Genomic DNA, 20110 nt, shown 5'->3' with positions numbered 1-20110 from the left:
GCGGGCCCGGAACCGGCTGTGTCCGGTACCCGGGCGATCGGGTACCGGACACAGCCGGTCGGCCGGACGCCGCTCAGCCGGACGCCGACCGGTGGGACGCGGTCGGCCCGGCGAGGGCGGGGGAGGTCATTCCTCGACGGTCAGCCCCTTGCGCAACCGCACCAGCGTGCGGGACAGCAGCCGGGAGACGTGCATCTGGGAGATGCCGAGTTCGTCGCCGATCTCGGACTGGGTCATGTTGGCGACGAAGCGCAGCGAGAGGATCTTCCGGTCGCGCGGCGGGAGTTCGGCGATCAGGGGCTTCAGGGACTCGACGTACTCGATGCCTTCGAGGCCGTGGTCCTCGTAGCCGATGCGGTCCGCGAGCGCGCCCTCGGAGTCGTCCTCCTCGGGCTGGGCGTCCAGCGAACTGGCCGTGTACGCGTTCGAGGCGGCCATGCCCTCGACGACCTCGTCGTTGCTGATGCCGAGGCGTCCGGCGAGTTCACCGACGGTCGGGGCGCGGTCCAGCTGCTGGGCGAGTTCGTCGCCCGCCTTGGCGAGGTCCAGGCGGAGTTCCTGCAGCCTGCGCGGCACCCGCACGGACCACGACGTGTCCCGGAAGAAGCGCTTGATCTCGCCGATGATCGTCGGCATGGCGAACGTGGGGAACTCGACGCCGCGGCTCAGCTCGAAGCGGTCGATCGCCTTGATCAGGCCGATGGTGCCGACCTGGATGATGTCCTCCATCGGCTCGCTGCGCGAGCGGAAGCGGGAGGCGGCGAACTTCACCAGCGCGAGGTTCAGTTCGACGAGCGTGTTGCGTACGTAGGCATGCTCGTGGGTGCCCTCTTCGAGAGACTCGAGCCGCTGGAAGAGCGTCTTGGACAGAGCCCGTGCGTCCACCGGCCCCACCTCGTCGTACGGGGGGATCTCAGGAAGTCCGGCGAGGGCGTCGAAACCGTCGAACTCGTGGGTTTCGGCGGCCGAATCGGGGCCACCGGTCCTTTCGAGGTGCTCCGGAAGGTCCAGAGAAGGTGTCGACGTCGCCGTCTGGGTCTGCGATGCGTCGAGCCGGGGTGACATGATGTCCTCCATCGTTCTCGGCATATGGCCGCCGAAGCCAATACGTGCACTGCGGTGTGCGGCGCCTCCAAAGCCGGCCGTGTCGAATACGTGTCTCTACTAGCCCTACCCGCTTTCACAAGGTCACCGCAAGTATGATTCGCGGTGAAATGTCCATTTTCAGGGGGTTGTTCGGGTGTCGGGGGTCGTAGGGAAGGCGTAGTGTTCAAGTGCAGATTTCAGCAGTCACGACACCCGGGAGAGAGACGGCATGGACCGCGGGACGGTCGGCAGCGCACAGTCGGGCCGGCTTCTTGTCGAGGTGCGGGAAGAGGGCTCAAGCGCCGTCGTGACTCCCGCGGGTGAGTTGGATCACCACACGGCCGAATTGTTGCGTGAGCCACTCGAGAAGTGCCTCGAAAAGGGGTACTCACGGTTGGTCGTCGACTGCTCACGCCTTGAGTTCTGTGATTCGACCGGACTCAATGTGCTGCTCGGTGCCCGGCTGAAGGCCGAGGCCGCGGGCGGTGGGGTCCATCTGGCGGCGATGCAGCCCGTGGTCGCCCGGGTCTTCGAGATCACCGGGGCCGAGGCCGTCTTCACCGTCCACGAGACGCTCGAAGCCGCCCTCGCCGGCTGATCGCCCTGTTCCGCAGGCCCTCCCGCCTCGAGGTTGTGCCCCAGTTGCCCCTGAGTGACCGATGCGTTACCCGCGTCACACGTTCCGTGCCGAATAAGTGGGTGTTCGGACGGTTCGGTCGGGCAGGAGACATCCTGAACGTGTCGGCAGCACATGTGCCGGCGGCGGGAGCGGAGCGGCGGTGCACACGCCGTCGGTCCGCATGTTTGATCCACAAGTTCGATCCGCACGTACTGAGATCTGAAACGTACCGAGTCTTGAATTGTGAACCGGTGAATCGGTGAGGTGAAGCGCTGATGAGCACCACCCGGCCTTACCCGCCGGGCGACCGCGGCCCGGAGTCGGGCGACGGCGGCGCTTCCGGGGCGTCCGTGGGCGGCTTGGCGCCCGGAGACGGTGCGCCCCCGGTCGTCGCGGCCGTCCCCTCCGCCGACCGCCAGGCCCGCAGGCTGAACTTCGACGGCGCGAGCGGCGTGGTGCCGCTCGCCCGCGACTTCGCCCGCCAGGCGCTGTACGCGTGGGGCTGGCTGCCCGCCTCGGGCGCCGATCAGCGGGCCGCCGCCGAGGACGTCCTGCTGGTCGTCTCCGAACTTGTCACCAACGCCTGCCTGCATGCCGAGGGTCCGGACGAACTCAGGATCAGCTGCGACAACAAGGTGCTGCGCATCGAGGTCTCCGACCGGGGCAACGGCCAGCCCGCGCCGCGCACCCCGCACCGCGCCGGCCGTCCCGGCGGCCACGGCATGTTCATCGTGCAGCGGCTGTGCCTCGACTGGGGTGTCGTGCGGACCCCGGGTGTCGCGGGCAAGACCGTGTGGGCGGAGCTCGGGGCGCCCGCGTAGCCCTCGCGGAACCGCCGTACGGTCCTCGTGCGGCGCGCGCCCGGCGTGCGCACATCCGCCACGCCGCGCCCCGCCCGGCACGCGCGCACCCGCCGCCCACGGCGCGCCGCGCCCTCGCGCACCCGCCGCCCCGTGTCCGTCCCGCCCCGGCAACTGGGGTTACCGGCGGTTCGAACCCTTCTTCGTACGTCGCCGCATGCGCGCCGGATCTCCTCAGATCCGGCGCGCACTTTGTCTTCCCTCCGCAAGACCCCGGGCGTACTTTGAGCGCCCGATCTGATGTGCCGTCAGGAAATCTCGGCGACGGAGGGACTTCGAGGTGTCGTACCGGACGTACCAGAAACGAACCGCCGCGCTCGCGTCCGCCGCGGCCCTGGCCGGCTCGGCGGTGCTGATGGCCGCCCCCGCAGCCCAGGCCGCCGTGGTGAACGTCAACTACCAGTGCAAGACGCCGATCGGCGACAAGAGCGCCGTCTCGCCGATCGACATCAAGAGCGTCAAGAGCGGCAGCGGCTACAAGCTCACGATGTCCTGGCAGAAGGGCGTCTCCTCCAGCCCGGTGGAGCTGGGCAAGGGCGCGATGAAGCCGAGCGCCGTGATCAAGGTGGGCGGCGCGGACAGCGGAACGGTGGCGGTGAGCGGGCCCGCCAACGCGGCGGCGATCCCCGCCAACACCCCCATCAAGATCAGCGACTTGAGCGGCACGTACACGCCGAAGAAGTCCGGCAAGGTCACCTTCACCGCGGGCGTGCTCACCATCAAGGCCCTCGGCACGACCACCACGTGCACCCCCTCGAACGACCCCAAGCCCTCCCTGACCCTCGACGTCACGGCCGCGGGCGGCGGCTCGGGCTCGTCGGGTTCGAGCCAGAGCCAGGCCGGTTCGGACTCCGGCGGCGAGCTTCCGCAGACCGGCCCGGAGGACTCGGCGATCGCCCTCGGCACCCTCGGCGGCACGGTGCTGCTCGCGGGGGCGGCCGGCGTCCTGTGGCTCACGCGCAGGCATCAGGCGGTACGCCGCTGACGCCTCGCACGCCCGAAGCCCCAGGGAGCCGCCGATGCCGTACGCACTCTTCGCCGCCCGTGCGCTGGGCCTGACCCTGGCGCTGTCGGTCGCGGCGCCCGCGACCGCGGCCCTCGGGGCCGACGGCTGGTCCGTGGTGCCGTCCACGAGCACGGCGGACCCGGCCGGCGCCCGCCCCTACGTCTACGCGGAGGGAGCCGCCGGCGCGGTGCTCCAGGACTCGGTGTCCGTGCTGAACCCGGGCCCGGAGCCGCTCACCGTACGGCTGCGCGGCGCGGACGCCGACAACACCGCGGACGGCGCCTTCACCGTGCGGAGCAGGTCGTCGGACACCGGCGCGTGGATCGGCTTCGCACGGGAGACCGGGACCGGCGACCGCGCCGCCGACGCCCACGCCGGCCGGCGGGCCGGGGTGCGCACGGTGGCGGTGCGGGTCCCGGCCCGCACCCGCGCCGACGTGCCGTTCACCGTGAGGGTCCCGGCGGGGGCCGCACCCGGCGACCATCCCGGCGCGATCGTCGCGAGCGCCGGCGGACGGTCCTCGGCGGTCCGCGTCCACCTGCGCGTCGGCGGACCCACGCTGTCGGCGCTCACCGTCGAGCACGTCACCGTGCGCCACGACCGGATCTCCTACGAGCTGGTCAACCGCGGCACCACCGTCCTCGCCCCGAGACTCGCGGTCCATGCCGAAGGCGTCCTCGGCGAGCTCCTCGACCGTGCTCCGCGCGCCCTGCCCGTCGAACTCCTGCCGGGCCGCCGCGTCATGCTCAGCGAGCCGTGGCACGACCCGCCGGCGCTGGACTCGGTCGACGTCCGGCTGACCGTGACGGCCGCGGGCGGCGCACGCGACACCTCGACCACGTCGGTGCGGTTCGTGCCGTGGGGCCCGGTGGCCGGGGTGGCGGGCGCCCTCGCGGCGGTGGGCGCCCTCGTCGTCGTACGGCGCCGCACCGGTGGCGGGACGGGCCGCGGCGGGGCGAGTGAAGAGCCGTGTGCGGAAGTCGAACTGACGGGAGCGGTGTCGTGAGCGTCAAGGTGCGGATGGCGGCGCTGGGCGCGGCGCTCGCGCTCGTCCTGGTCCCGGCGGTGGGAACGGCCGCCGTGGCCGCCGACGGGAAGCCGGGCGTGCGGCTGTCCGCCTCGCAGGCGGGGACCGGCGGTTCGATCACCGTGACCGGCAGCGGGTGGCGCCCCAAGGCGCTGCTGATGATGCTGATCTGCGGTCAGTCCGTGCCGTCCCGAGGGGTGATCGGCGGCACCAACTCCTGCGCCAACGCCGACGGCCGGGCCGTCACCACCGACGCGAAGGGCGACTTCAGCAAGCGGCTGCCGGTCGCCGAGCCGCCGAAACCGTGCCCGTGCGTGGTGCACGTCGCCACCGTCACCGGCGAGAAGGCCGAGGCGGACGCGATCTTCATGGTGGCCGGGCACTCGGTCGAGCCGTTGCCGAAGGAGGAGAGCGGCGGGCGCCTGTCGGTGCTCACGGACACCCGGCTCGACGGGTCCGACGGCCTGCTCACCTGGTTCGGCTCACCGCCCTCGCGCACCCTCGTCTTCACCGTCGGCAACGTCGGCACCGCCCCCGTGAAGAACCCCCTCTTCCAGGTCGGCACCTCCCACGGCGTGTTCGCGCCGCAGTGGGAGGAGCAGCAGTGGCGCGGCACGATCGCGCCCGGCCGGAAGGCACAGATCAAGCTCCCGGTCGAACTGTCGGCCGGGGCGCACGGCGACTACAGCGTCTCGCTCAAGTACGGCGGCAAGGTGCTCGCCGAGCAGCCGTGGGGCGTGGGCCGCCCCTGGGGCGTGACCGTCTTCTGGATCCTGCTCTGCCTGGTCGTCCCGGCCGCCGTGTTCCGTGCCGGGATGGCCGTGGTGGACCGGGTACGGCCGCGCAGGTCGACCGGGCGGGCCCGCCGCCGGGTCCCGAGGCTTCCCGGACTCGTCCTGCGCCTGCCGCGGCCGGCGCTGTCCCCGGCCTCCGACGACACGGCCCCCGGGCGGCCGGCGGCACCGAAGACCCGGAAGGCACCGAAGCGGCGCACGGCGCCGGCGGCGTCCTCGAACTCCACGAACCCGACCCTGCCGTGGTTCACCCCGGACAACGGTCCGGAAACCGCGGCGAACGGTCAGCTCTCCGCACCGCAGGACAACAGCCCGACGACTCGGACGAGTCAGACGAGGAAGGGACATACGTGAGCGAGCAACGGAGAGTGGCACCGGGACCGGGGCGGAGAGTGAGCGCGGCCGGGGTCGCGCTGATGCTCGGCGGCGCGGGCATCCTGCTGGGTGTGGCCGCGGCCCCGGCGCAGGCCGCCGAGGTGTCGTACAAGACCGAGTGCATCCCGCCCTCGATCTCCGGGCTGCCCCCGGTCGAGGGCACCACGAAGGTCGAGGTCACCGCGCCCGCAGAGGCGAAGGTCGGCGACGAGGTCACCATCACCTGGAAGTTCGTCCAGGCGGCCTCCAAGAATCCCGACGTCCTCGACCTCGACAAGGACACGGTCAAGCCGACGGGCACGCTGAAGGCGGCCGGCGCGCAGACCGCCGACATCGCGATGGAGGGGCCGCGGTCCAACCCGGCGATCCCCAAGAACAGCGACATGAAGCTGTCCGACATGACCGGCAAGCTGAAACTCACCGCGGCCGGAGACGTCACGCTGACCCCGGACGCGTACAACATCAACGTCAGCAAGCCGCTGTCCACCGACACGAAGTGCACGCCGAAGGAGACGGTGAAACCGGCGGCGACCATCAAGGTGACGGGAAGCGGGGGAGACACGGGCGGCACGACGGGCGGTCTGCCCACGGTGACGCCGACCCTCCCGACCGGGCTGCCCACACTGCCCACCGGCTCGGCGACCCCGTCCCCGAGCGCCAGTGAGAGCGACGGCAGCGACACCGGCGGATCCACCACCGGCGGTGACGGCGGCGGCCAGTCGGACTTCACGGGCAAGGAGGTCTCCGTCCCCTACGCGTGCAAGACGCCCATCGGAGACAAGAACGCCACCTCTCCCGTGCAGATCAACGCCAAGAAGGACGGCGGGAGTTTCGACCTCACCGTGCAGTTCAAGAAGTCCGTGATGGACAGCCCCGCCGACATCCCCGCCGACTCGGTCAAGCCGTCGATGGAGGTGGTCCTGGGCGGGTCGGACAAGGGCACCGTGCACGTCGAGGGGCCGACCAACGCCAAGGCGATCAAGTCGGGCGACCCGATCGAGATCCCCGACCTCACCGGCACCTACAAGCCGGGCGCGAGCGGCAGCTCCACCCTCTCCCCGGGCGTGCTGACGGTGAAGGCGCTCGGTACGACGACGACCTGCACCCCGACGAAGTCCGAGGTCTCGCTGACCCTGGACACCACGGAGCAGGCGAGCGGGGCCTCGGGCGGCGGTTCCGCCGCCTCGGGCTCCGGCGGCACGGCGTCCGGCGAAGGTCTCGCGGAGACCGGCTCCGACAGCCACGGGGCGCTCAAGGCCCTCGGCCTGGTCGCCGGGACGGTCGTCCTGCTGGGCGGAGCGGTCTTCACGTTCCTGCCGGGACGCAGGGCGGGCGGCTGACGGACCGTCGCCGCGGAGCAGCCGTCCTCCGGCTGGGCCGCAACGCCGAAGGGCCGTCGCACCGGTCGGTGCGACGGCCCTTCGGCGCGTGGAGGCGGGAGTCCGTCAGTGGACGTCGCCCATGAGCTCCTTGACCCTCTTGCGGTACATCCAGACGGCGAAACCGGCGGCCACGGCGAGCGCGGCCTGCAGGGCGACGATGCCCGTCTTGTTGAGGTCGACGCCGGCGATGGAGAGCAGACCGGTCGTGGCGTCACCGGCGGTGACGGCCAGGAACCAGACACCCATCATCTGGGAGGCGTACTTCGCGGGCGCCATCTTCGTGGTGACGGAGAGGCCGACCGGGGAGACGGTCAGCTCACCGACGGTCTGCACGAAGTAGATCGCGACCAGCCACATGGCGGCGGCCTTGTGACCGCCGTCGGCGATCGCCAGCGGCGCCAGGAAGAGGAAGAACGACGCACCGATCAGGATCAGACCGGAGGCGAACTTCACCGCCGTGCTCGGCTCCTTGCCGCGGCGGTTCAGCGCCAGCCACAGCCAGGCGAAGACCGGAGCCAGCGCCATGATCAGAACCGGGTTCACGGACTGGTACCAGGAGACCGGGAAGTCCCAGCCGAAGACGCTGTTCTTCGCCGACGAGTCGGCGAAGATCGACAGGGTCGAGCCGCCCTGGTCGTAGATCATCCAGAAGACGGCCGCGGCGACGAAGAACCAGATGTACGCGGACATCTTCGACTGCTCGACACGGTCGAGGCTCTTGTCGCGCTTGATGCGCGCGATGACCAGGACCGGGATGAGCAGACCGGCGATGGTGATCGGGACCAGCAGCCAGTTCAGCGTGTAGTGGCCGGAGAAACCGACGATCGCGTAGAAGACCACGGCGACACCGGCCCACAGCGCGGCCTTGCGCAGGGTCGCGGCCTTCTCCTCGGCGGACAGCGGCGTGGGGACCTCGCTGGAACGCGCGCTCAGGTGACGGCCGCCGAGCAGGTACTGGACGAGGCCGAGGGCCATGCCGAGCGCGGCGAGGGCGAAGCCCAGGTGCCAGTTGACGTTCTCGCCGATGGTGCCGATGACCAGCGGAGCGGCGAACGCACCGACGTTGATGCCGATGTAGAAGAGGGTGAAGCCACCGTCACGGCGCGGGTCGTCCGGGCCGTCGTAGAGGTGGCCGACCATCGTGGAGATGTTGGCCTTCAGCAGACCGGAACCGATCGCCACCAGGCCGAGCCCGGCGTAGAAGGTGCCGGCCGTCGGCAGCGCCAGCGTCAGGTGACCCAGCATGATGATCCCGCCCGCGAGGGCGACGGTCTTGCGGGGGCCGAGGACGCGGTCCGCGAACCAGCCGCCCGGAAGCGCGAGCAGGTACACGAGCGACAGGTACACCGAGTAGATCGCGGTCGCGGTGGCCGCGCTCAGGTGGAGGCCGCCCGGCGCGACCAGGTACAGCGGGAGAAGAGCCCTCATGCCGTAGTAGGAGAAACGCTCCCACATCTCGGTCATGAAGAGAGTGGCCAGTCCGCGGGGGTGGCCGAAGAAGGTCTTCTCGGAACCGGGGGTGCCCGGGCGGACCGAGTCCTTCGTCAGGCTGGACGCCATGGTCGTTCCTTGCTGGTCGGGACGCGCGGCATGAGCGTTGCGCGCCCGGTGGGGGGCTGCCGGCACCGGCGGAGCACGTCGTCCACCCCCACGCCCAGGGGGAGTCCGCTCCGGATTGCGAAGCGGCGGACGGCGACCACCGGGATCCACGCCCTTCACGCAACGGCGCGTTCGGGCCCGGCCACAGGTCATTCCTTTCAAGGCTGGCAAACACCAGCCCGCACACAAAAGAGACCTTCAGCGTGAATCTCTCGCCAAAGGTCCCTGTGTGGTGCTACAGGCGTTCTGGTCACCATACGACATGTCAATGCGGCATATGGAAGGACTTGAGAGATGGATCACAGGTGAACGTGGAACCACGGACACTCATTCGAAGGTGGTCACCAGGATCGCATCCCACAGCCACAGGTAAGAATCCCCCTGGTGGAGGGTGTGAATTACGGAGGCCGATCACCACACGGCTGTCGTCCGCGGCGGACTACCATCACCCCATGACCCGTGTACTGCTCGCCGAGGACGACGCGTCCATCTCGGAGCCGCTGGCCCGCGCCCTGCGCCGGGAGGGTTACGAGGTCGAAGTGCGCGAGGACGGACCCACCGCGCTGGACGCCGGAATGCAGGGCGGCGTCGACCTGGTCGTGCTCGACCTCGGGCTGCCCGGCATGGACGGCCTGGAGGTGGCGCGCAGGCTGCGCGCCGAGGGCCACACCGTCCCGATCCTGATCCTGACCGCGCGTGCCGACGAGGTCGACACGGTCGTCGGCCTCGACGCGGGCGCCGACGACTACGTCACCAAGCCGTTCCGGCTCGCCGAACTCCTCGCCCGGGTACGGGCGCTGCTGCGGCGCGGCGCGGCCGAGCCCCAGCAGCCGCCCGCCACGCACGGTGTGCGCATCGACGTCGAGTCGCACCGCGCCTGGATGGGCGACGAGGAACTCCAGCTCACGGCGAAGGAGTTCGACCTCCTGCGGGTGCTGGTGCGGGACGCCGGACGGGTCGTCACCCGCGACCAGCTCATGCGCGAGGTCTGGGACACCACCTGGTGGTCCTCCACCAAGACGCTCGACATGCACATCTCCTGGCTGCGCAAGAAGCTCGGCGACGACGCGGCGAACCCCCGCTACATCGCGACGGTGCGAGGCGTCGGCTTCCGCTTCGAGAAGAGCTGACGGCCCCCCGGCCCGGCCCGGGGGCGTCGTGTCGCCCGGGCCGGCGTGGCGCCGGGGCACACTGGACCACGTACAGCCACCTGCCCGGAGGGCCCCGTGCGTCGCCGTCTCATCCAGTCCACGCTCGCCGTCGTACTCGTCGTGATCGCCGTCTTCGGCGTGTCCCTCGTGATCGTCGAGACCCGCACCATCAGCAACAGCGCCCAGGAGCGGGTGGACTCCGAGGCGCTGCGCCTGGCCAGCATCGTGGACAGCCGCATCCTCGGCGACGAGAAGATCACGGGGGAGACCTTCAAGGACCAGGTCACGGACGAGCGGTACGCCGTGATCGAGATCCCCGGCCGCGCCCCCATCGAGGTCGGCACCAAGCCGACCGGCGACATCATCCACTACACCGCCCGGGGCGAGGAGGGCGAGACGGTCACCGTCCAGGAGCCGCGCTCGTCCGTCACCCGGGAGGTCGGCCGGACGCTCCTGATCATCGGCGCGGTGGCGCTGCTGGCGATCGTCGCCGCGGTGCTGCTGGCCGTGCGGCAGGCCAACCGGCTCGCCTCGCCGCTCACCGACCTCGCCGAGACCGCGGAACGGCTCGGTTCTGGTGACCCGCGCCCCCGCCACAAGCGGTACGGCGTCCCCGAGCTGGACCGGGTCGCCGACGTGCTGGACGGCAGCGCGGAGCGCATCGCACGGATGCTGACCGCCGAGCGCCGCCTCGCCGCCGACGCCTCCCACCAGCTCCGTACACCGCTCACGGCGCTGTCCATGCGGCTGGAGGAGATCACCGTCAACGACGACCCCGACACGGTGAAGGAGGAGGCGACGATCGCGCTGGCGCAGGTCGAGCGCCTCACGGACGTCGTGGAGCGGCTGCTCACGAACGCCCGCGACCCGCGTACCGGCTCCGCCGTCTCCTTCGACCTGGACGAGGTCATCAAGCAGCAGCTGGAGGAGTGGCGCCCGGCCTACCGCAGCGCGGGCCGCGCCATCGTCAGCTCGGGCAAGCGGCACCTGCGGGCGGTGGGCACCCCGGGGGCGGTCGCGCAGGTCCTGGCGGCGCTGATCGAGAACTCACTCATGCACGGCGGCGGCACCGTCGCGCTGCGGACGCGTGTGACCGGCAACCAGGCCGTCATCGAGGTCACGGACGAGGGACCCGGCGTCCCCACCGACCTGGGCGCCCGCATCTTCGAGCGCACGATCAGCGGGCGCAACTCCACGGGCATCGGCCTCGCCGTCGCCCGTGACCTCGCGGAGGCGGACGGCGGACGTCTGGAGATGCTCCAGGCGCAGCCCCCGGTCTTCGGCCTGTTCCTGTCCCGCACCCCGCTGAAGCGCCCCTCGCTCGACGAGCCGGAGCAGACGGTCCGCTGACGTGCCCGTGAGGGCGTGGGCTCAGATGTCGGCGCGCGCCCGCGTCCGCGCCGGCTGCGCGTCGAGGATCGCCTCCGCGCTGGCCACGGTCTCCCGGGCGGGCAGCGCCCGGAACACCCACGTGCGGTACGACCAGAAGCGGAAGAGCGTCGCGACGCCGATGCCGAGGAACTTGAAGACGTTGCTCTGCAGCGGGCTGTCCCAGCCGAAGCCGTACGTCGCGGCGTAGAGCACGCCGTTCTCGATGACCAGGCCGACCGCGCTGAACAGCAGGAAGAGCGTCAGCTCCTTGGTGCGCCCGCTCTTGTCGCGGTCACGGTAGGTGAAGTACCGGAACCCGATGTAGTTGAAGACGATGGAGACGACGGTCGCGATGACACTGGCCCGCACGACCTGGAGCCCGGTGAGATGGCGTACGAGGTTGAACACCAGCAGATTGACGAGCAGCCCCGCCCCGCCGACCGCGCCGAACTTGGCGACCTCGCGCATCAGCAGGTCGAACCGGCGGTGAACCGCGCTGCGAGGCCCCGGACGAGACCCCGTAGAAGCACTGCCCATGGTGTCGCCAGCCCCCGTCGGTGGATACGTCGTCGGTTACGACGGTCGAGTATGTCAACTCAGCCATGCTATCCAGCTCTCTTCCGCGATGCCTGTGCAAGGGCTCACAGGTAAGAAAAGTCGCGTCCGGCACCGGGGAAACGGTCGCGCACGGGCACGGAAACCGGCCACGGTGGCGCGGCCGATACTCTTGGAGCGTGACGTTCCCGGTAGTCGGCATGGTCGGCGGCGGTCAGCTCGCTCGTATGACACACGAGGCGGGCATCCCGCTCGGCATCAAGTTCAAGCTCCTCAGTGACACCCCTCAGGACTCCGCGGCGCAGGTCGTCGGCGATGTCGTCGTCGGCGACTATCGCGACCTCGACACGCTGCGTGACTTCGCGCGGGGCTGTGACGTGATCACCTTCGATCACGAGCACGTACCCACCGAGCACCTGCGTGCTCTGGAGGCGGACGGCATCCCCGTCCGCCCGGGGCCCGACGCGCTCGTGCACGCCCAGGACAAGGGTGTGATGCGCGCGAGGCTCGACGCGATCGGAGTGCCGTGCCCGCGGCACCGCATCGTGAGCGATCCCGCGGACGTCGCCGCGTTCGCGGCGGAGGGCGACGGCTTCCCCGTCGTCCTCAAGACGGTCCGCGGCGGTTACGACGGCAAGGGCGTGTGGGTCGTGGACTCCGTGGCGGAGGCCGAGGACCCGTTCCGCGCGGGTGTCCCCGTGCTCGCCGAGGAGAAGGTCGACTACGTACGGGAGCTGGCGGCGAACGTCGTGCGGTCCCCGCACGGCCAGGCGGTCGCCTACCCGGTGGTCGAGTCCCAGCAGGTCGACGGCGTGTGCGACACGGTGATCGCGCCCGCCCCGGACCTCGACGAGGCCCTCGCGCTCAAGGCCGAGGTGATGGCCCTGAGCATCGCCAAGGAACTGGGCGTCGTCGGCCACCTCGCCGTCGAGCTGTTCCAGACCCGCGACGGCCGCATCCTGGTCAACGAACTGGCGATGCGCCCGCACAACTCGGGCCACTGGACCCAGGACGGCGCGATCACCTCCCAGTTCGCCAACCACGTCCGCGCGGTCCTCGACCTGCCGCTGGGCGACCCGCGCCCGCGCGCCCCGTGGACCGTGATGGTCAACGTCCTCGGCGGCGACTACCCGGACATGTACTCCGCGTATCTGCACTGCATGGCCCGCGACCCCCAGCTCAAGATCCACATGTACGGCAAGGATGTGAAGCCCGGCCGTAAGGTCGGTCACGTCAACACCTACGGCGACGACCTGGACGACGTCCTTGAGCGCGCCCGGCACGCAGCCGGCTACCTGAGAGGCACGATCACCGAATGAGCCCCGTTGTAGGCATCGTCATGGGGTCGGACTCCGACTGGCCCGTCATGGAGGCCGCCGCACAGGCCCTCGACGAGTTCGAGATCCCGTACGAGGTGGACGTCGTCTCGGCGCATCGCATGCCGCGCGAGATGATCACGTACGGCGAGCAGGCCGCGGAGCGCGGGCTCAAGGCGATCATCGCGGGTGCGGGCGGTGCCGCCCATCTGCCCGGGATGCTCGCGTCGGTCACCCCGCTGCCGGTGATCGGGGTGCCCGTGCCGCTGAAGTACCTGGACGGCATGGACTCGCTCCTGTCGATCGTGCAGATGCCGGCCGGCGTGCCGGTGGCGACGGTCTCGGTGGCGGGCGCGCGCAACGCGGGTCTGCTGGCGGCCCGGATGCTCGCCGCGCACGACGAGGAGCTCCTCGGCCGCATGCGGGAGTTCCAGCAGGAGCTGAACGACCAGGCGACGGAGAAGGGCAAGCGGCTGCGGACCAAGGTCGAGGGCGCGAACAGCGGCTTCGGCTTCGGGAAGTGACGCGGATGACGTCCTCGTCCGTGTCCGTGTCCACCGGTTCCGCCCCGTCCCCGTCCCTCGGCCGGGCCCGTGAGCTGCTCGCCGAGTTCCCGGTCGTCGACGGGCACAACGACCTCCCGTGGGCGCTGCGCGAACAGGTCCGCTACGACCTGGGCGCCCGGGACATCGCCGCCGACCAGAGCGCACACCTGCACACCGACCTGGCCCGCCTGCGCGCGGGCGGTGTCGGCGCGCAGTACTGGTCGGTGTACGTCCGCTCCGACCTCCCGGGCGCCGTCACCGCGACGCTGGAACAGATCGACTGCGTACGGCAGCTGATCGACCGTCATCCGGCGGACCTGCGGGCCGCGCTGACCGCCGCCGACATGGAGGCGGCGCGCGCGGAGGGCCGCATCGCCTCGCTGATGGGCGCGGAGGGCGGGCACTCCATCGACAACTCGCTCGCCGCGCTGCGGGGCCTGTACGCCCTGGGCGTCCGCTACATGACCCTCACCCACAACGACAACATCGCGTGGGCGGACTCGGCGACGGACGTGCCCACCGTGGGCGGCCTGTCGGCCTTCGGCCGCGAGGTCGTGCGCGAGATGAACCGCGAGGGCATGCTCGTCGACCTCTCGCACGTCGCGGCGACGACGATGCGCGACGCGCTGGACACCTCGGTCGCGCCGGTCGTCTTCTCCCACTCCTCGGCACGCGCGGTGTGCGACCACCCGCGCAACATCCCGGACGACGTCCTGGAGCGGCTGCCCGCCAACGGCGGTGTGGCGATGGTGACGTTCGTGCCGAAGTTCGTCCTCCAGGCGGCGGTCGACTGGACGGCCGCGGCCGACGAGAACATGCGGGCGCACGGCTTCCACCACCTGGACACGACCGCCGAGGGGATGAAGATCCACCGCGTGTTCGAGGAGAGCAACCCGCGCCCCGTCGCGACGGTGGCGACGGTCGCCGACCATCTCGACCACATGCGCGAGGTCGCCGGCATCGACCACCTCGGCATCGGCGGTGACTACGACGGCACGGCCTTCACCCCGCACGGCCTCGACGACGTGTCCGGCTACCCGAACCTGGTCGCCGAACTGCTCGACCGCGGCTGGTCGTCCGCCGATCTGGCCAAGCTGACGTGGCAGAACTCGGTGCGCGTGCTGGGCGCGGCCGAGGACGTGGCCCGCGACCTGAAGGCGCGGCGCGGCCCGTCGAACGCGACGCTGGAGCAGCTGGACGGCTGACGTACATCCTGCGGGTGTGCCCGCGGGCACACCCGCAGGATGTACGGCGGGCAGAGCCGCCCCGGGGGCGTACCCCCGAACGCTCCACCCACCAGGAAGCCCCCCGGGCTCCGTGCAACGGTGGCGGTACTTCGATCACCGTCCACCCAGCGGAGGCCGTCATGGCAGAACTGCAGGACGAACTGCACCTCACCTCCGAGGTGGGCGAGCTCGACCCGCCCGCCGTCTGGCCGGAGTCGGAGCCGGCGCTCCTCGGCACGCCCGGGCCGGCCGGCACGGCGGGAGGCGACCCGCTGGAGCGGGCCCACGCCTTCCTCGCCGCCCACCCCGTCGCCGACGGCTACAGCGGTCTTCCCTGGGTGCTGCGCCACCTTCCCTGGTACGACCTGGAGCTCGGCGAGACCTCCGTGGACACCGACGTGCCCCGGATGCGCGCGGGCCACGTCGGTGCCGTGTTCTGTTCGCTGCACCTGCCGGAGGGGCTCGCCGGGGACCGTGCCGTGGGCGCGACCCTGGAGCAGCTGGATCTGGTGAAGACGGTGGTGCGGGCGCATCCCGAGGGCCTGCGCATGACGTACAGCGCCTCCGGTCTGACCGACGCCAGCAACTGCGGCCGGGTCGCCGTCGTGCTCGGACCCGCCGGAGCGGGCGCGCTCGGCGACTCCCTCGGCATCCTGCGTGCGCTGCACACCCTCGGCCTGCGGGTGCTCACGCTCGCCGGCGCCTCCTGGGCGAGCGAGGCGGGTCTGACCCGGTTCGGCGAGGAGGTGCTGCGGGAGATGAACCGGCTCGGCGTGCTGGCCGACCTCTCCGGCACCTCGGACGCCACGACCGGCCGTGCTCTCGCGGTCTCCAAAGCCCCGGTGGTCTTCACCCGTTCCGCGGCCCGCGCGCTGCGGCCCCACCCGGTCAACCTGCCGGACGACGTCCTCATCGAGCTGGGCGCCGCCAAGGGCCTGTGCCTCGTCCCGCTGACGGCCGAGCAGGCGGGGCCGTCCGTGCGGGACGTCGCCGACCATCTCGACCACATCCGCGTCCTCGCGGGCGCGGAGTGCGTCGGCCTTTCGGGGACGTACGACTCGGGGGCCGCCCATCCGCAGGACCTGTCCGACGCGTCCTGCTATCCGCGGCTGATCGCGGAGCTGATCTCCCGCGGCTGGTCCGAGTCCGACCTCGCCCTGCTCACCTGGGGGAACGTCCAGCGGGTGCTGCGCGGCGCGGACTTCACGGCCCGCGCCGCCCAGCAGCGCCGCGAGCCGTCCTCGGCGAAGATCGCGGAACTGGACGGCTGACGTCTCCTCCACCCGGGCCCGGTCAGCAGGCGCAGAGACAGAAGGGGTGTCCGGCCGGATCGGCGTACACGCGCCAGGTGCGCGAACGGTCCTCCGTGTCGAGCGGTGTCGCGCCGAGCGCCAGCACGCCCTTCTCGGCCGCGTCCAGGTCCTCCACGGTCAGGTCCAGGTGGAACTGCTGCGAGGCGTCGGGCGCGGGCCACTTCGGCGGTACGTGTCCGGGCGCGGCCTGGAACGCCAGCGCCCGTCCGCCGGGCACCTCCAGGTCGATCCAGTCGCCTTCGCCCTGGACCGTGCCGCCCAGCACCTCGGCGTAGAACCCGGCGAGCGCGCGGGGATCGGGACAGTCCAGGACGACGGCGCCCAGCTTGGCGAGAGCCATTGACTTCCTCCCAGGGGGATCGGTAGCTCGTGGACCGCAAGGGGCGTGTTACCTGTAGAACGCTCCAAGCGGTAACGACGGTTACTGGATACTCCCGCATTGGAGGTAACGTCGCAAGCATGAGGTCGCGACGATGAGTGAGAGGGCGCCCGCGCCCGGAGGGCTGGCCCTCGTGGAGGCGCTGGTGAACACCGTGGACCTGGGGTCGGGCGCCGATCTGCTCGACACGGCCGACGGACGTGCCGCGCTCGGCGTCACGGAGCGGGACGTGGCCGGCGCGCGGGAACTGCGCGAGTCGCTGCGGGCCGTGTGCCTGGCGCACGCCGGACACCCGCCGCACCGCGCGGTGACGCCCCTGGGCGAACTGCTGGCGCGGGCGCCGCTGTACGTGGCGGTCGACGAACGGGACGGCTCGGCCGCCCTCGCCCCGGCCGACACGGGGCCGCTGCTGTCCCGCGTGGCGGCGGCGGTGGGGGAGGCGCTCACCGAGGGCACCTGGCTCCGCCTCAAGGCCTGCGAACTGCCCGAGTGCCATTTCGCGTACTACGACCGCAGTCCCGCCGGACGCGGTCGCTGGTGCTCGATGTCGGTGTGCGGGGCGCGCGCGAAGATGCGGCGGTACCGCGCCAAGTAGCCCGCCGCGGTGGTGAGTCGGGCGGTCGCCGCTCCGGGGACGGCGAAGTGGTGCAGAATGCGACTGACGCCGGTCCGGCCGACTGAGCCTCGGCCGGACCGGCGTCACCCCTTCTCCGGCACGCCGGCCTCCGGCGCGCCGCCACGGCTGTCTCAGGCGGTCGGGCGGCCCATCGCCCGGTATGTCCACCCGGCACGGCGCCACACCTCGGGGTCGAGCGCGTTGCGCCCGTCCAGCAGCACACGGGCCGTGACGGCCTCGCCGAGCTCCGCCGGGTCCAGGTCGCGGAACTCGCGCCACTCCGTCAGGTGCAGCACGACGTCGGCGCCACGCACGGCCTCGACGGCGGTGTCGGCGTACCCCAGCGTCGGGAAGAGGCGCCGCGCGTTCTGCATGCCCTTCGGGTCGTAGACGGTGACCTGGCCGCCCTGGAGGTGGATCTGCCCGGCGACGTTCAGGGCGGGCGAGTCGCGCACGTCGTCCGAGTCCGGCTTGAACGTCGCGCCGAGCACGGCGACCCGCTTGCCGAGGAAGGAACCGCCGCCGAGCGCCTCCCGGGCCATCTCGACCATCTGCCCGCGGCGCCGCATGTTGATGGAGTCGATCTCGCGCAGGAAGGTCAGCGCCTGGTCGGCACCCAGCTCGCCGGCGCGTGCCATGAAGGCGCGGATGTCCTTGGGCAGGCAGCCGCCGCCGAAGCCGATCCCCGCCCGCAGGAACTTCTTCCCGATCCGCTCGTCGTGCCCGATCGCCTCGGCCAGCCTGGCGACGTCGCCGCCCGCGGCCTCGCAGACCTCGGCCATGGCGTTGATGAAGGAGATCTTGGTGGCGAGGAAGGAGTTCGCGGACGTCTTCACCAGCTCGGCGGTCGGGAAGTCGGTCACCACGAACGGCGAGCCCTCGGCGACCGGCGTCGTGTACACCTCGCGCAGCAGCTTCTCCGCCCGGTCGCTGCGCACGCCCACCACGATCCGGTCGGGGTGCAGCGTGTCCTGCACCGCGAAGCCCTCCCGCAGGAACTCCGGGTTCCAGGCGAGCTCGGCGTCCTCGCCGGCGGGCGAGAGCTCCGCGAGCCGGGCGGCCAGCCGGTCCGCCGAGCCGACGGGCACCGTGGACTTGCCGACGACGAGGGCCGGGCCGTGCAGGTGCGGCGCGAGCGACTCGAAGGCCGCGTCGACGTACGACATGTCACAGGCGTACTCGCCGTGCTTCTGCGGAGTGTTCACACAGACGAAGTGGACGTCGCCGAACCCCCCGACCTCGGCCCAGTCCATCGTGAACCGCAGCCGTCCGGTGGACCCCTCGATGCCCGCGACGTGCTTGCGCAGCAGTTCCTCGAGTCCCGGCTCGTACATCGGGACCTCGCCCCGCTGGAGCATCTCGATCTTCTCGGGCACCACGTCGAGCCCGAGGACCTCGAAACCGAGCTCGGCCATGGCCGCGGCGTGCGTGGCGCCGAGATAGCCGGTTCCGATCACAGTGATCTTGAGGGCCATGGGTGCTCCTGGAGTGTGCGGCGTAGGTGCGCGCCCGAGCATAGTCGGGGCTTGGGAGGGCGCTTTCACGGGCACTTTCCCCCTGTCGCCAAGCTCACGTATCACTCGCGTGGGCGGAGCTCTAAAATTTGGGTTACTTAACGGTAGTTAGCGCCACCATCACAGCGTCCCTTGGAGCGTGAGAGACCTTGGCCGGATCGGCTGATTTCGACCTGTACCGCCCGTCCGAGGAGCACGACATGCTCCGGGACGCGATCCGTTCGCTGGCCGAGGCGAAGATCGCGCCGTTCGCCGCAGCGGTGGACGAGGAGGCCCGTTTCCCGCAGGAGGCGCTCGACGCCCTGGTCGCGGGCGACCTGCACGCCGTGCACGTCCCCGAGGAGTACGGCGGCGCCGGCGCCGACGCGCTCGCCACGGTCATCGTGATCGAGGAGGTGGCCCGCGTCTGCGCGAGCTCCTCGCTGATCCCCGCGGTGAACAAGCTCGGCTCGCTGCCGGTCATCATCTCCGGCTCCGAGGAGCTGAAGAAGAAGTACATGGCGCCGCTCGCCAAGGGCGAGGGCATGTTCTCGTACTGCCTCTCCGAGCCCGACGCGGGTTCGGACGCGGCCGGCATGAAGACGAAGGCGGTCCGCGACGGCGACTTCTACGTCCTCAACGGCGTGAAGCGCTGGATCACCAACGCGGGCGTCTCCGAGTACTACACGGTGATGGCGGTGACCGACCCGACGAAGCGCTCGAAGGGCATCTCCGCGTTCGTCGTCGAGAAGTCCGACGAGGGCGTCTCCTTCGGCGCTCCGGAGAAGAAGCTCGGCATCAAGGGCAGCCCGACGCGCGAGGTCTACCTGGACAACGTGCGCATCCCCGCCGACCGCATGATCGGCGAGGAGGGCACCGGCTTCGGCACCGCGATGAAGACGCTGGACCACACCCGCATCACGATCGCGGCGCAGGCCCTCGGCATCGCGCAGGGCGCCCTCGACTACGCCAAGGGCTACGTCCAGGAGCGCAAGCAGTTCGGCAAGCCGATCGCCGACTTCCAGGGCATCCAGTTCATGCTGGCCGACATGGCCATGAAGATCTCGGCCGCCCGCGCCCTCACCTACCAGGCCGCCGCGGCCTCCGAGCGCGGCGACGCCGACCTCACCTACCTGGGTGCGGCCGCCAAGTGCTTCGCCTCGGACGTCGCCATGGAGGTCACCACGGACGCGGTCCAGCTGCTGGGCGGCTACGGCTACACCCGTGACTACCCGGTCGAGCGCATGATGCGAGACGCCAAGATCACCCAGATCTACGAGGGCACCAACCAGGTCCAGCGCATCGTGATGGCCCGCAACCTTCCGTAGCGCAAGGCCGTCGCCGACAGCCGGACGGCGTATCGCCGGCGAAAGCCCCCGGATGCCTCCGGGGGCTTT

The 20110-nt window shown here is 71.1% G+C and carries 19 protein-coding genes; 14 read left to right on the top strand and 5 right to left on the bottom strand.

Features of this window, described 5'->3' with window-relative positions; translation table 11 throughout:
- Positions 1-126: 126 nt before the first annotated feature.
- Positions 127-1077, bottom strand: coding sequence for an RNA polymerase sigma factor SigF (locus tag BKI49_RS15130; RefSeq protein WP_179332455.1), 951 nt, complete (start codon positions 1075-1077; stop codon positions 127-129).
- A 238-nt stretch (positions 1078-1315) separates the two neighbouring features.
- On the opposite strand from BKI49_RS15130, the gene BKI49_RS15125 reads away from it, so the two are divergent.
- The 6 genes from BKI49_RS15125 (at position 1316) to BKI49_RS15100 (ending at position 7107) form a co-directional block, all read left to right on the top strand.
- Positions 1316-1684 carry an STAS domain-containing protein gene (locus tag BKI49_RS15125; protein ID WP_028803863.1) on the top strand — a complete coding sequence of 123 codons (369 nt, stop codon included), beginning with the start codon at positions 1316-1318 and terminating at the stop codon, positions 1682-1684.
- A gap of 296 nt (positions 1685-1980) precedes the next feature.
- Positions 1981-2526 (top strand): ATP-binding protein, encoded by a 546-nt coding sequence (locus BKI49_RS15120; RefSeq protein ID WP_095934799.1) that lies wholly within the window; start codon positions 1981-1983, stop codon positions 2524-2526.
- Positions 2527-2845: 319 nt separating this feature from the next.
- Positions 2846-3550, top strand: a complete 705-nt coding sequence (locus BKI49_RS15115; protein ID WP_095934798.1) for an LPXTG cell wall anchor domain-containing protein — start codon at positions 2846-2848, stop codon at positions 3548-3550.
- Positions 3551-3584: 34 nt separating this feature from the next.
- Positions 3585-4577 (top strand): hypothetical protein, encoded by a 993-nt coding sequence (locus BKI49_RS15110; RefSeq protein ID WP_257004797.1) that lies wholly within the window; start codon positions 3585-3587, stop codon positions 4575-4577.
- A 14-nt stretch (positions 4578-4591) separates the two neighbouring features.
- On the top strand, positions 4592-5746 hold the full coding sequence (locus BKI49_RS15105) for a hypothetical protein (protein WP_095934855.1): 1155 nt from the start codon (positions 4592-4594) through the stop codon (positions 5744-5746).
- Between the two features lie 62 nt (positions 5747-5808).
- Positions 5809-7107 (top strand): hypothetical protein, encoded by a 1299-nt coding sequence (locus BKI49_RS15100; RefSeq protein ID WP_095934854.1) that lies wholly within the window; start codon positions 5809-5811, stop codon positions 7105-7107.
- A gap of 105 nt (positions 7108-7212) precedes the next feature.
- On the opposite strand, the gene BKI49_RS15095 is transcribed toward BKI49_RS15100, so the two are convergent.
- Complete coding sequence (locus BKI49_RS15095; RefSeq protein WP_095934796.1) at positions 7213-8709, bottom strand: oligopeptide:H+ symporter; 1497 nt, start codon at positions 8707-8709, stop codon at positions 7213-7215.
- A gap of 491 nt (positions 8710-9200) precedes the next feature.
- On the opposite strand from BKI49_RS15095, the gene BKI49_RS15090 reads away from it, so the two are divergent.
- On the top strand, positions 9201-9878 hold the full coding sequence (locus BKI49_RS15090; RefSeq protein WP_018566970.1) for a response regulator transcription factor: 678 nt from the start codon (positions 9201-9203) through the stop codon (positions 9876-9878).
- Between the two features lie 96 nt (positions 9879-9974).
- Positions 9975-11249, top strand: a complete 1275-nt coding sequence (locus BKI49_RS15085; RefSeq protein WP_095934795.1) for an ATP-binding protein — start codon at positions 9975-9977, stop codon at positions 11247-11249.
- Between the two features lie 21 nt (positions 11250-11270).
- Here BKI49_RS15085 and BKI49_RS15080 read toward each other — a convergent pair whose 3' ends face one another.
- On the bottom strand, positions 11271-11807 hold the full coding sequence (locus BKI49_RS15080) for a GtrA family protein (protein WP_095934794.1): 537 nt from the start codon (positions 11805-11807) through the stop codon (positions 11271-11273).
- A 197-nt stretch (positions 11808-12004) separates the two neighbouring features.
- Here BKI49_RS15080 and BKI49_RS15075 point away from each other — a divergent pair, with 197 nt between their 5' ends.
- The 4 genes from BKI49_RS15075 to BKI49_RS15060 all read left to right on the top strand — a co-directional run bounded on the left by BKI49_RS15075 (position 12005) and on the right by BKI49_RS15060 (position 16183).
- Positions 12005-13144, top strand: a complete 1140-nt coding sequence (locus BKI49_RS15075) for a 5-(carboxyamino)imidazole ribonucleotide synthase (RefSeq protein WP_095934793.1) — start codon at positions 12005-12007, stop codon at positions 13142-13144.
- Positions 13141-13665, top strand: coding sequence for a 5-(carboxyamino)imidazole ribonucleotide mutase (gene purE, locus BKI49_RS15070; RefSeq protein ID WP_078629328.1), 525 nt, complete (start codon positions 13141-13143; stop codon positions 13663-13665). The genes BKI49_RS15075 and purE overlap by 4 nt, the downstream gene beginning before the upstream one ends.
- A 5-nt stretch (positions 13666-13670) precedes the next feature.
- Positions 13671-14891 carry a dipeptidase gene (locus BKI49_RS15065; RefSeq protein ID WP_095934792.1) on the top strand — a complete coding sequence of 407 codons (1221 nt, stop codon included), beginning with the start codon at positions 13671-13673 and terminating at the stop codon, positions 14889-14891.
- Between the two features lie 161 nt (positions 14892-15052).
- Positions 15053-16183, top strand: a complete 1131-nt coding sequence (locus BKI49_RS15060; RefSeq protein ID WP_095934791.1) for a dipeptidase — start codon at positions 15053-15055, stop codon at positions 16181-16183.
- 22 nt (positions 16184-16205) lie between these two features.
- Here the strand turns inward: BKI49_RS15060 and BKI49_RS15055 are convergent, their stop codons facing one another.
- Positions 16206-16565: a VOC family protein gene (locus BKI49_RS15055; protein WP_095934790.1), complete on the bottom strand. Its 360-nt coding sequence runs from the start codon at positions 16563-16565 to the stop codon at positions 16206-16208.
- 133 nt (positions 16566-16698) lie between these two features.
- On the opposite strand from BKI49_RS15055, the gene BKI49_RS15050 reads away from it, so the two are divergent.
- A complete protein-coding gene (locus tag BKI49_RS15050; RefSeq protein WP_095934789.1) occupies positions 16699-17199 on the top strand; it encodes a CGNR zinc finger domain-containing protein in 501 nt (166 codons plus the stop codon).
- Positions 17200-17351: 152 nt separating this feature from the next.
- Here BKI49_RS15050 and BKI49_RS15045 read toward each other — a convergent pair whose 3' ends face one another.
- Positions 17352-18695 carry a UDP-glucose dehydrogenase family protein gene (locus BKI49_RS15045; protein ID WP_095934788.1) on the bottom strand — a complete coding sequence of 448 codons (1344 nt, stop codon included), beginning with the start codon at positions 18693-18695 and terminating at the stop codon, positions 17352-17354.
- Between the two features lie 188 nt (positions 18696-18883).
- Between BKI49_RS15045 and BKI49_RS15040 the strand changes: the two genes are divergently transcribed.
- Positions 18884-20041, top strand: a complete 1158-nt coding sequence (locus BKI49_RS15040; protein WP_095934787.1) for an acyl-CoA dehydrogenase family protein — start codon at positions 18884-18886, stop codon at positions 20039-20041.
- The last annotated feature ends 69 nt before the right edge of the window (positions 20042-20110 follow it).

The sequence above is a fragment of the Streptomyces sp. Tue6028 genome (assembly GCF_002300165.1).
Classification (GTDB): Bacteria; Actinomycetota; Actinomycetes; order Streptomycetales; family Streptomycetaceae; genus Streptomyces; species Streptomyces siamensis.
This window is presented reverse-complemented; position numbering and strand designations above follow the sequence as displayed.

Excerpts from the sequence above, each read along its gene's own strand:
- BKI49_RS15095 (WP_095934796.1), bottom strand. The coding sequence starts at position 8,709 with ATGGCGTCCAGCCTGACGAAGGACTCGGTCCGCCCGGGCACCCCCGGT.
- BKI49_RS15050 (WP_095934789.1), top strand. The coding sequence starts at position 16,699 with ATGAGTGAGAGGGCGCCCGCGCCCGGAGGGCTGGCCCTCGTGGAGGCG.
- BKI49_RS15100 (WP_095934854.1), top strand. The coding sequence starts at position 5,809 with ATGCTCGGCGGCGCGGGCATCCTGCTGGGTGTGGCCGCGGCCCCGGCG.
- BKI49_RS15130 (WP_179332455.1), bottom strand. The coding sequence starts at position 1,077 with ATGGAGGACATCATGTCACCCCGGCTCGACGCATCGCAGACCCAGACG.
- BKI49_RS15120 (WP_095934799.1), top strand. The coding sequence starts at position 1,981 with ATGAGCACCACCCGGCCTTACCCGCCGGGCGACCGCGGCCCGGAGTCG.
- BKI49_RS15060 (WP_095934791.1), top strand. The coding sequence starts at position 15,053 with ATGGCAGAACTGCAGGACGAACTGCACCTCACCTCCGAGGTGGGCGAG.
- BKI49_RS15090 (WP_018566970.1), top strand. The coding sequence starts at position 9,201 with ATGACCCGTGTACTGCTCGCCGAGGACGACGCGTCCATCTCGGAGCCG.
- purE (WP_078629328.1), top strand. The coding sequence starts at position 13,141 with ATGAGCCCCGTTGTAGGCATCGTCATGGGGTCGGACTCCGACTGGCCC.
- BKI49_RS15055 (WP_095934790.1), bottom strand. The coding sequence starts at position 16,565 with ATGGCTCTCGCCAAGCTGGGCGCCGTCGTCCTGGACTGTCCCGATCCC.
- BKI49_RS15065 (WP_095934792.1), top strand. The coding sequence starts at position 13,671 with ATGACGTCCTCGTCCGTGTCCGTGTCCACCGGTTCCGCCCCGTCCCCG.
- BKI49_RS15080 (WP_095934794.1), bottom strand. The coding sequence starts at position 11,807 with ATGGGCAGTGCTTCTACGGGGTCTCGTCCGGGGCCTCGCAGCGCGGTT.
- BKI49_RS15045 (WP_095934788.1), bottom strand. The coding sequence starts at position 18,695 with ATGGCCCTCAAGATCACTGTGATCGGAACCGGCTATCTCGGCGCCACG.
- BKI49_RS15125 (WP_028803863.1), top strand. The coding sequence starts at position 1,316 with ATGGACCGCGGGACGGTCGGCAGCGCACAGTCGGGCCGGCTTCTTGTC.
- BKI49_RS15110 (WP_257004797.1), top strand. The coding sequence starts at position 3,585 with ATGCCGTACGCACTCTTCGCCGCCCGTGCGCTGGGCCTGACCCTGGCG.
- BKI49_RS15105 (WP_095934855.1), top strand. The coding sequence starts at position 4,592 with ATGGCGGCGCTGGGCGCGGCGCTCGCGCTCGTCCTGGTCCCGGCGGTG.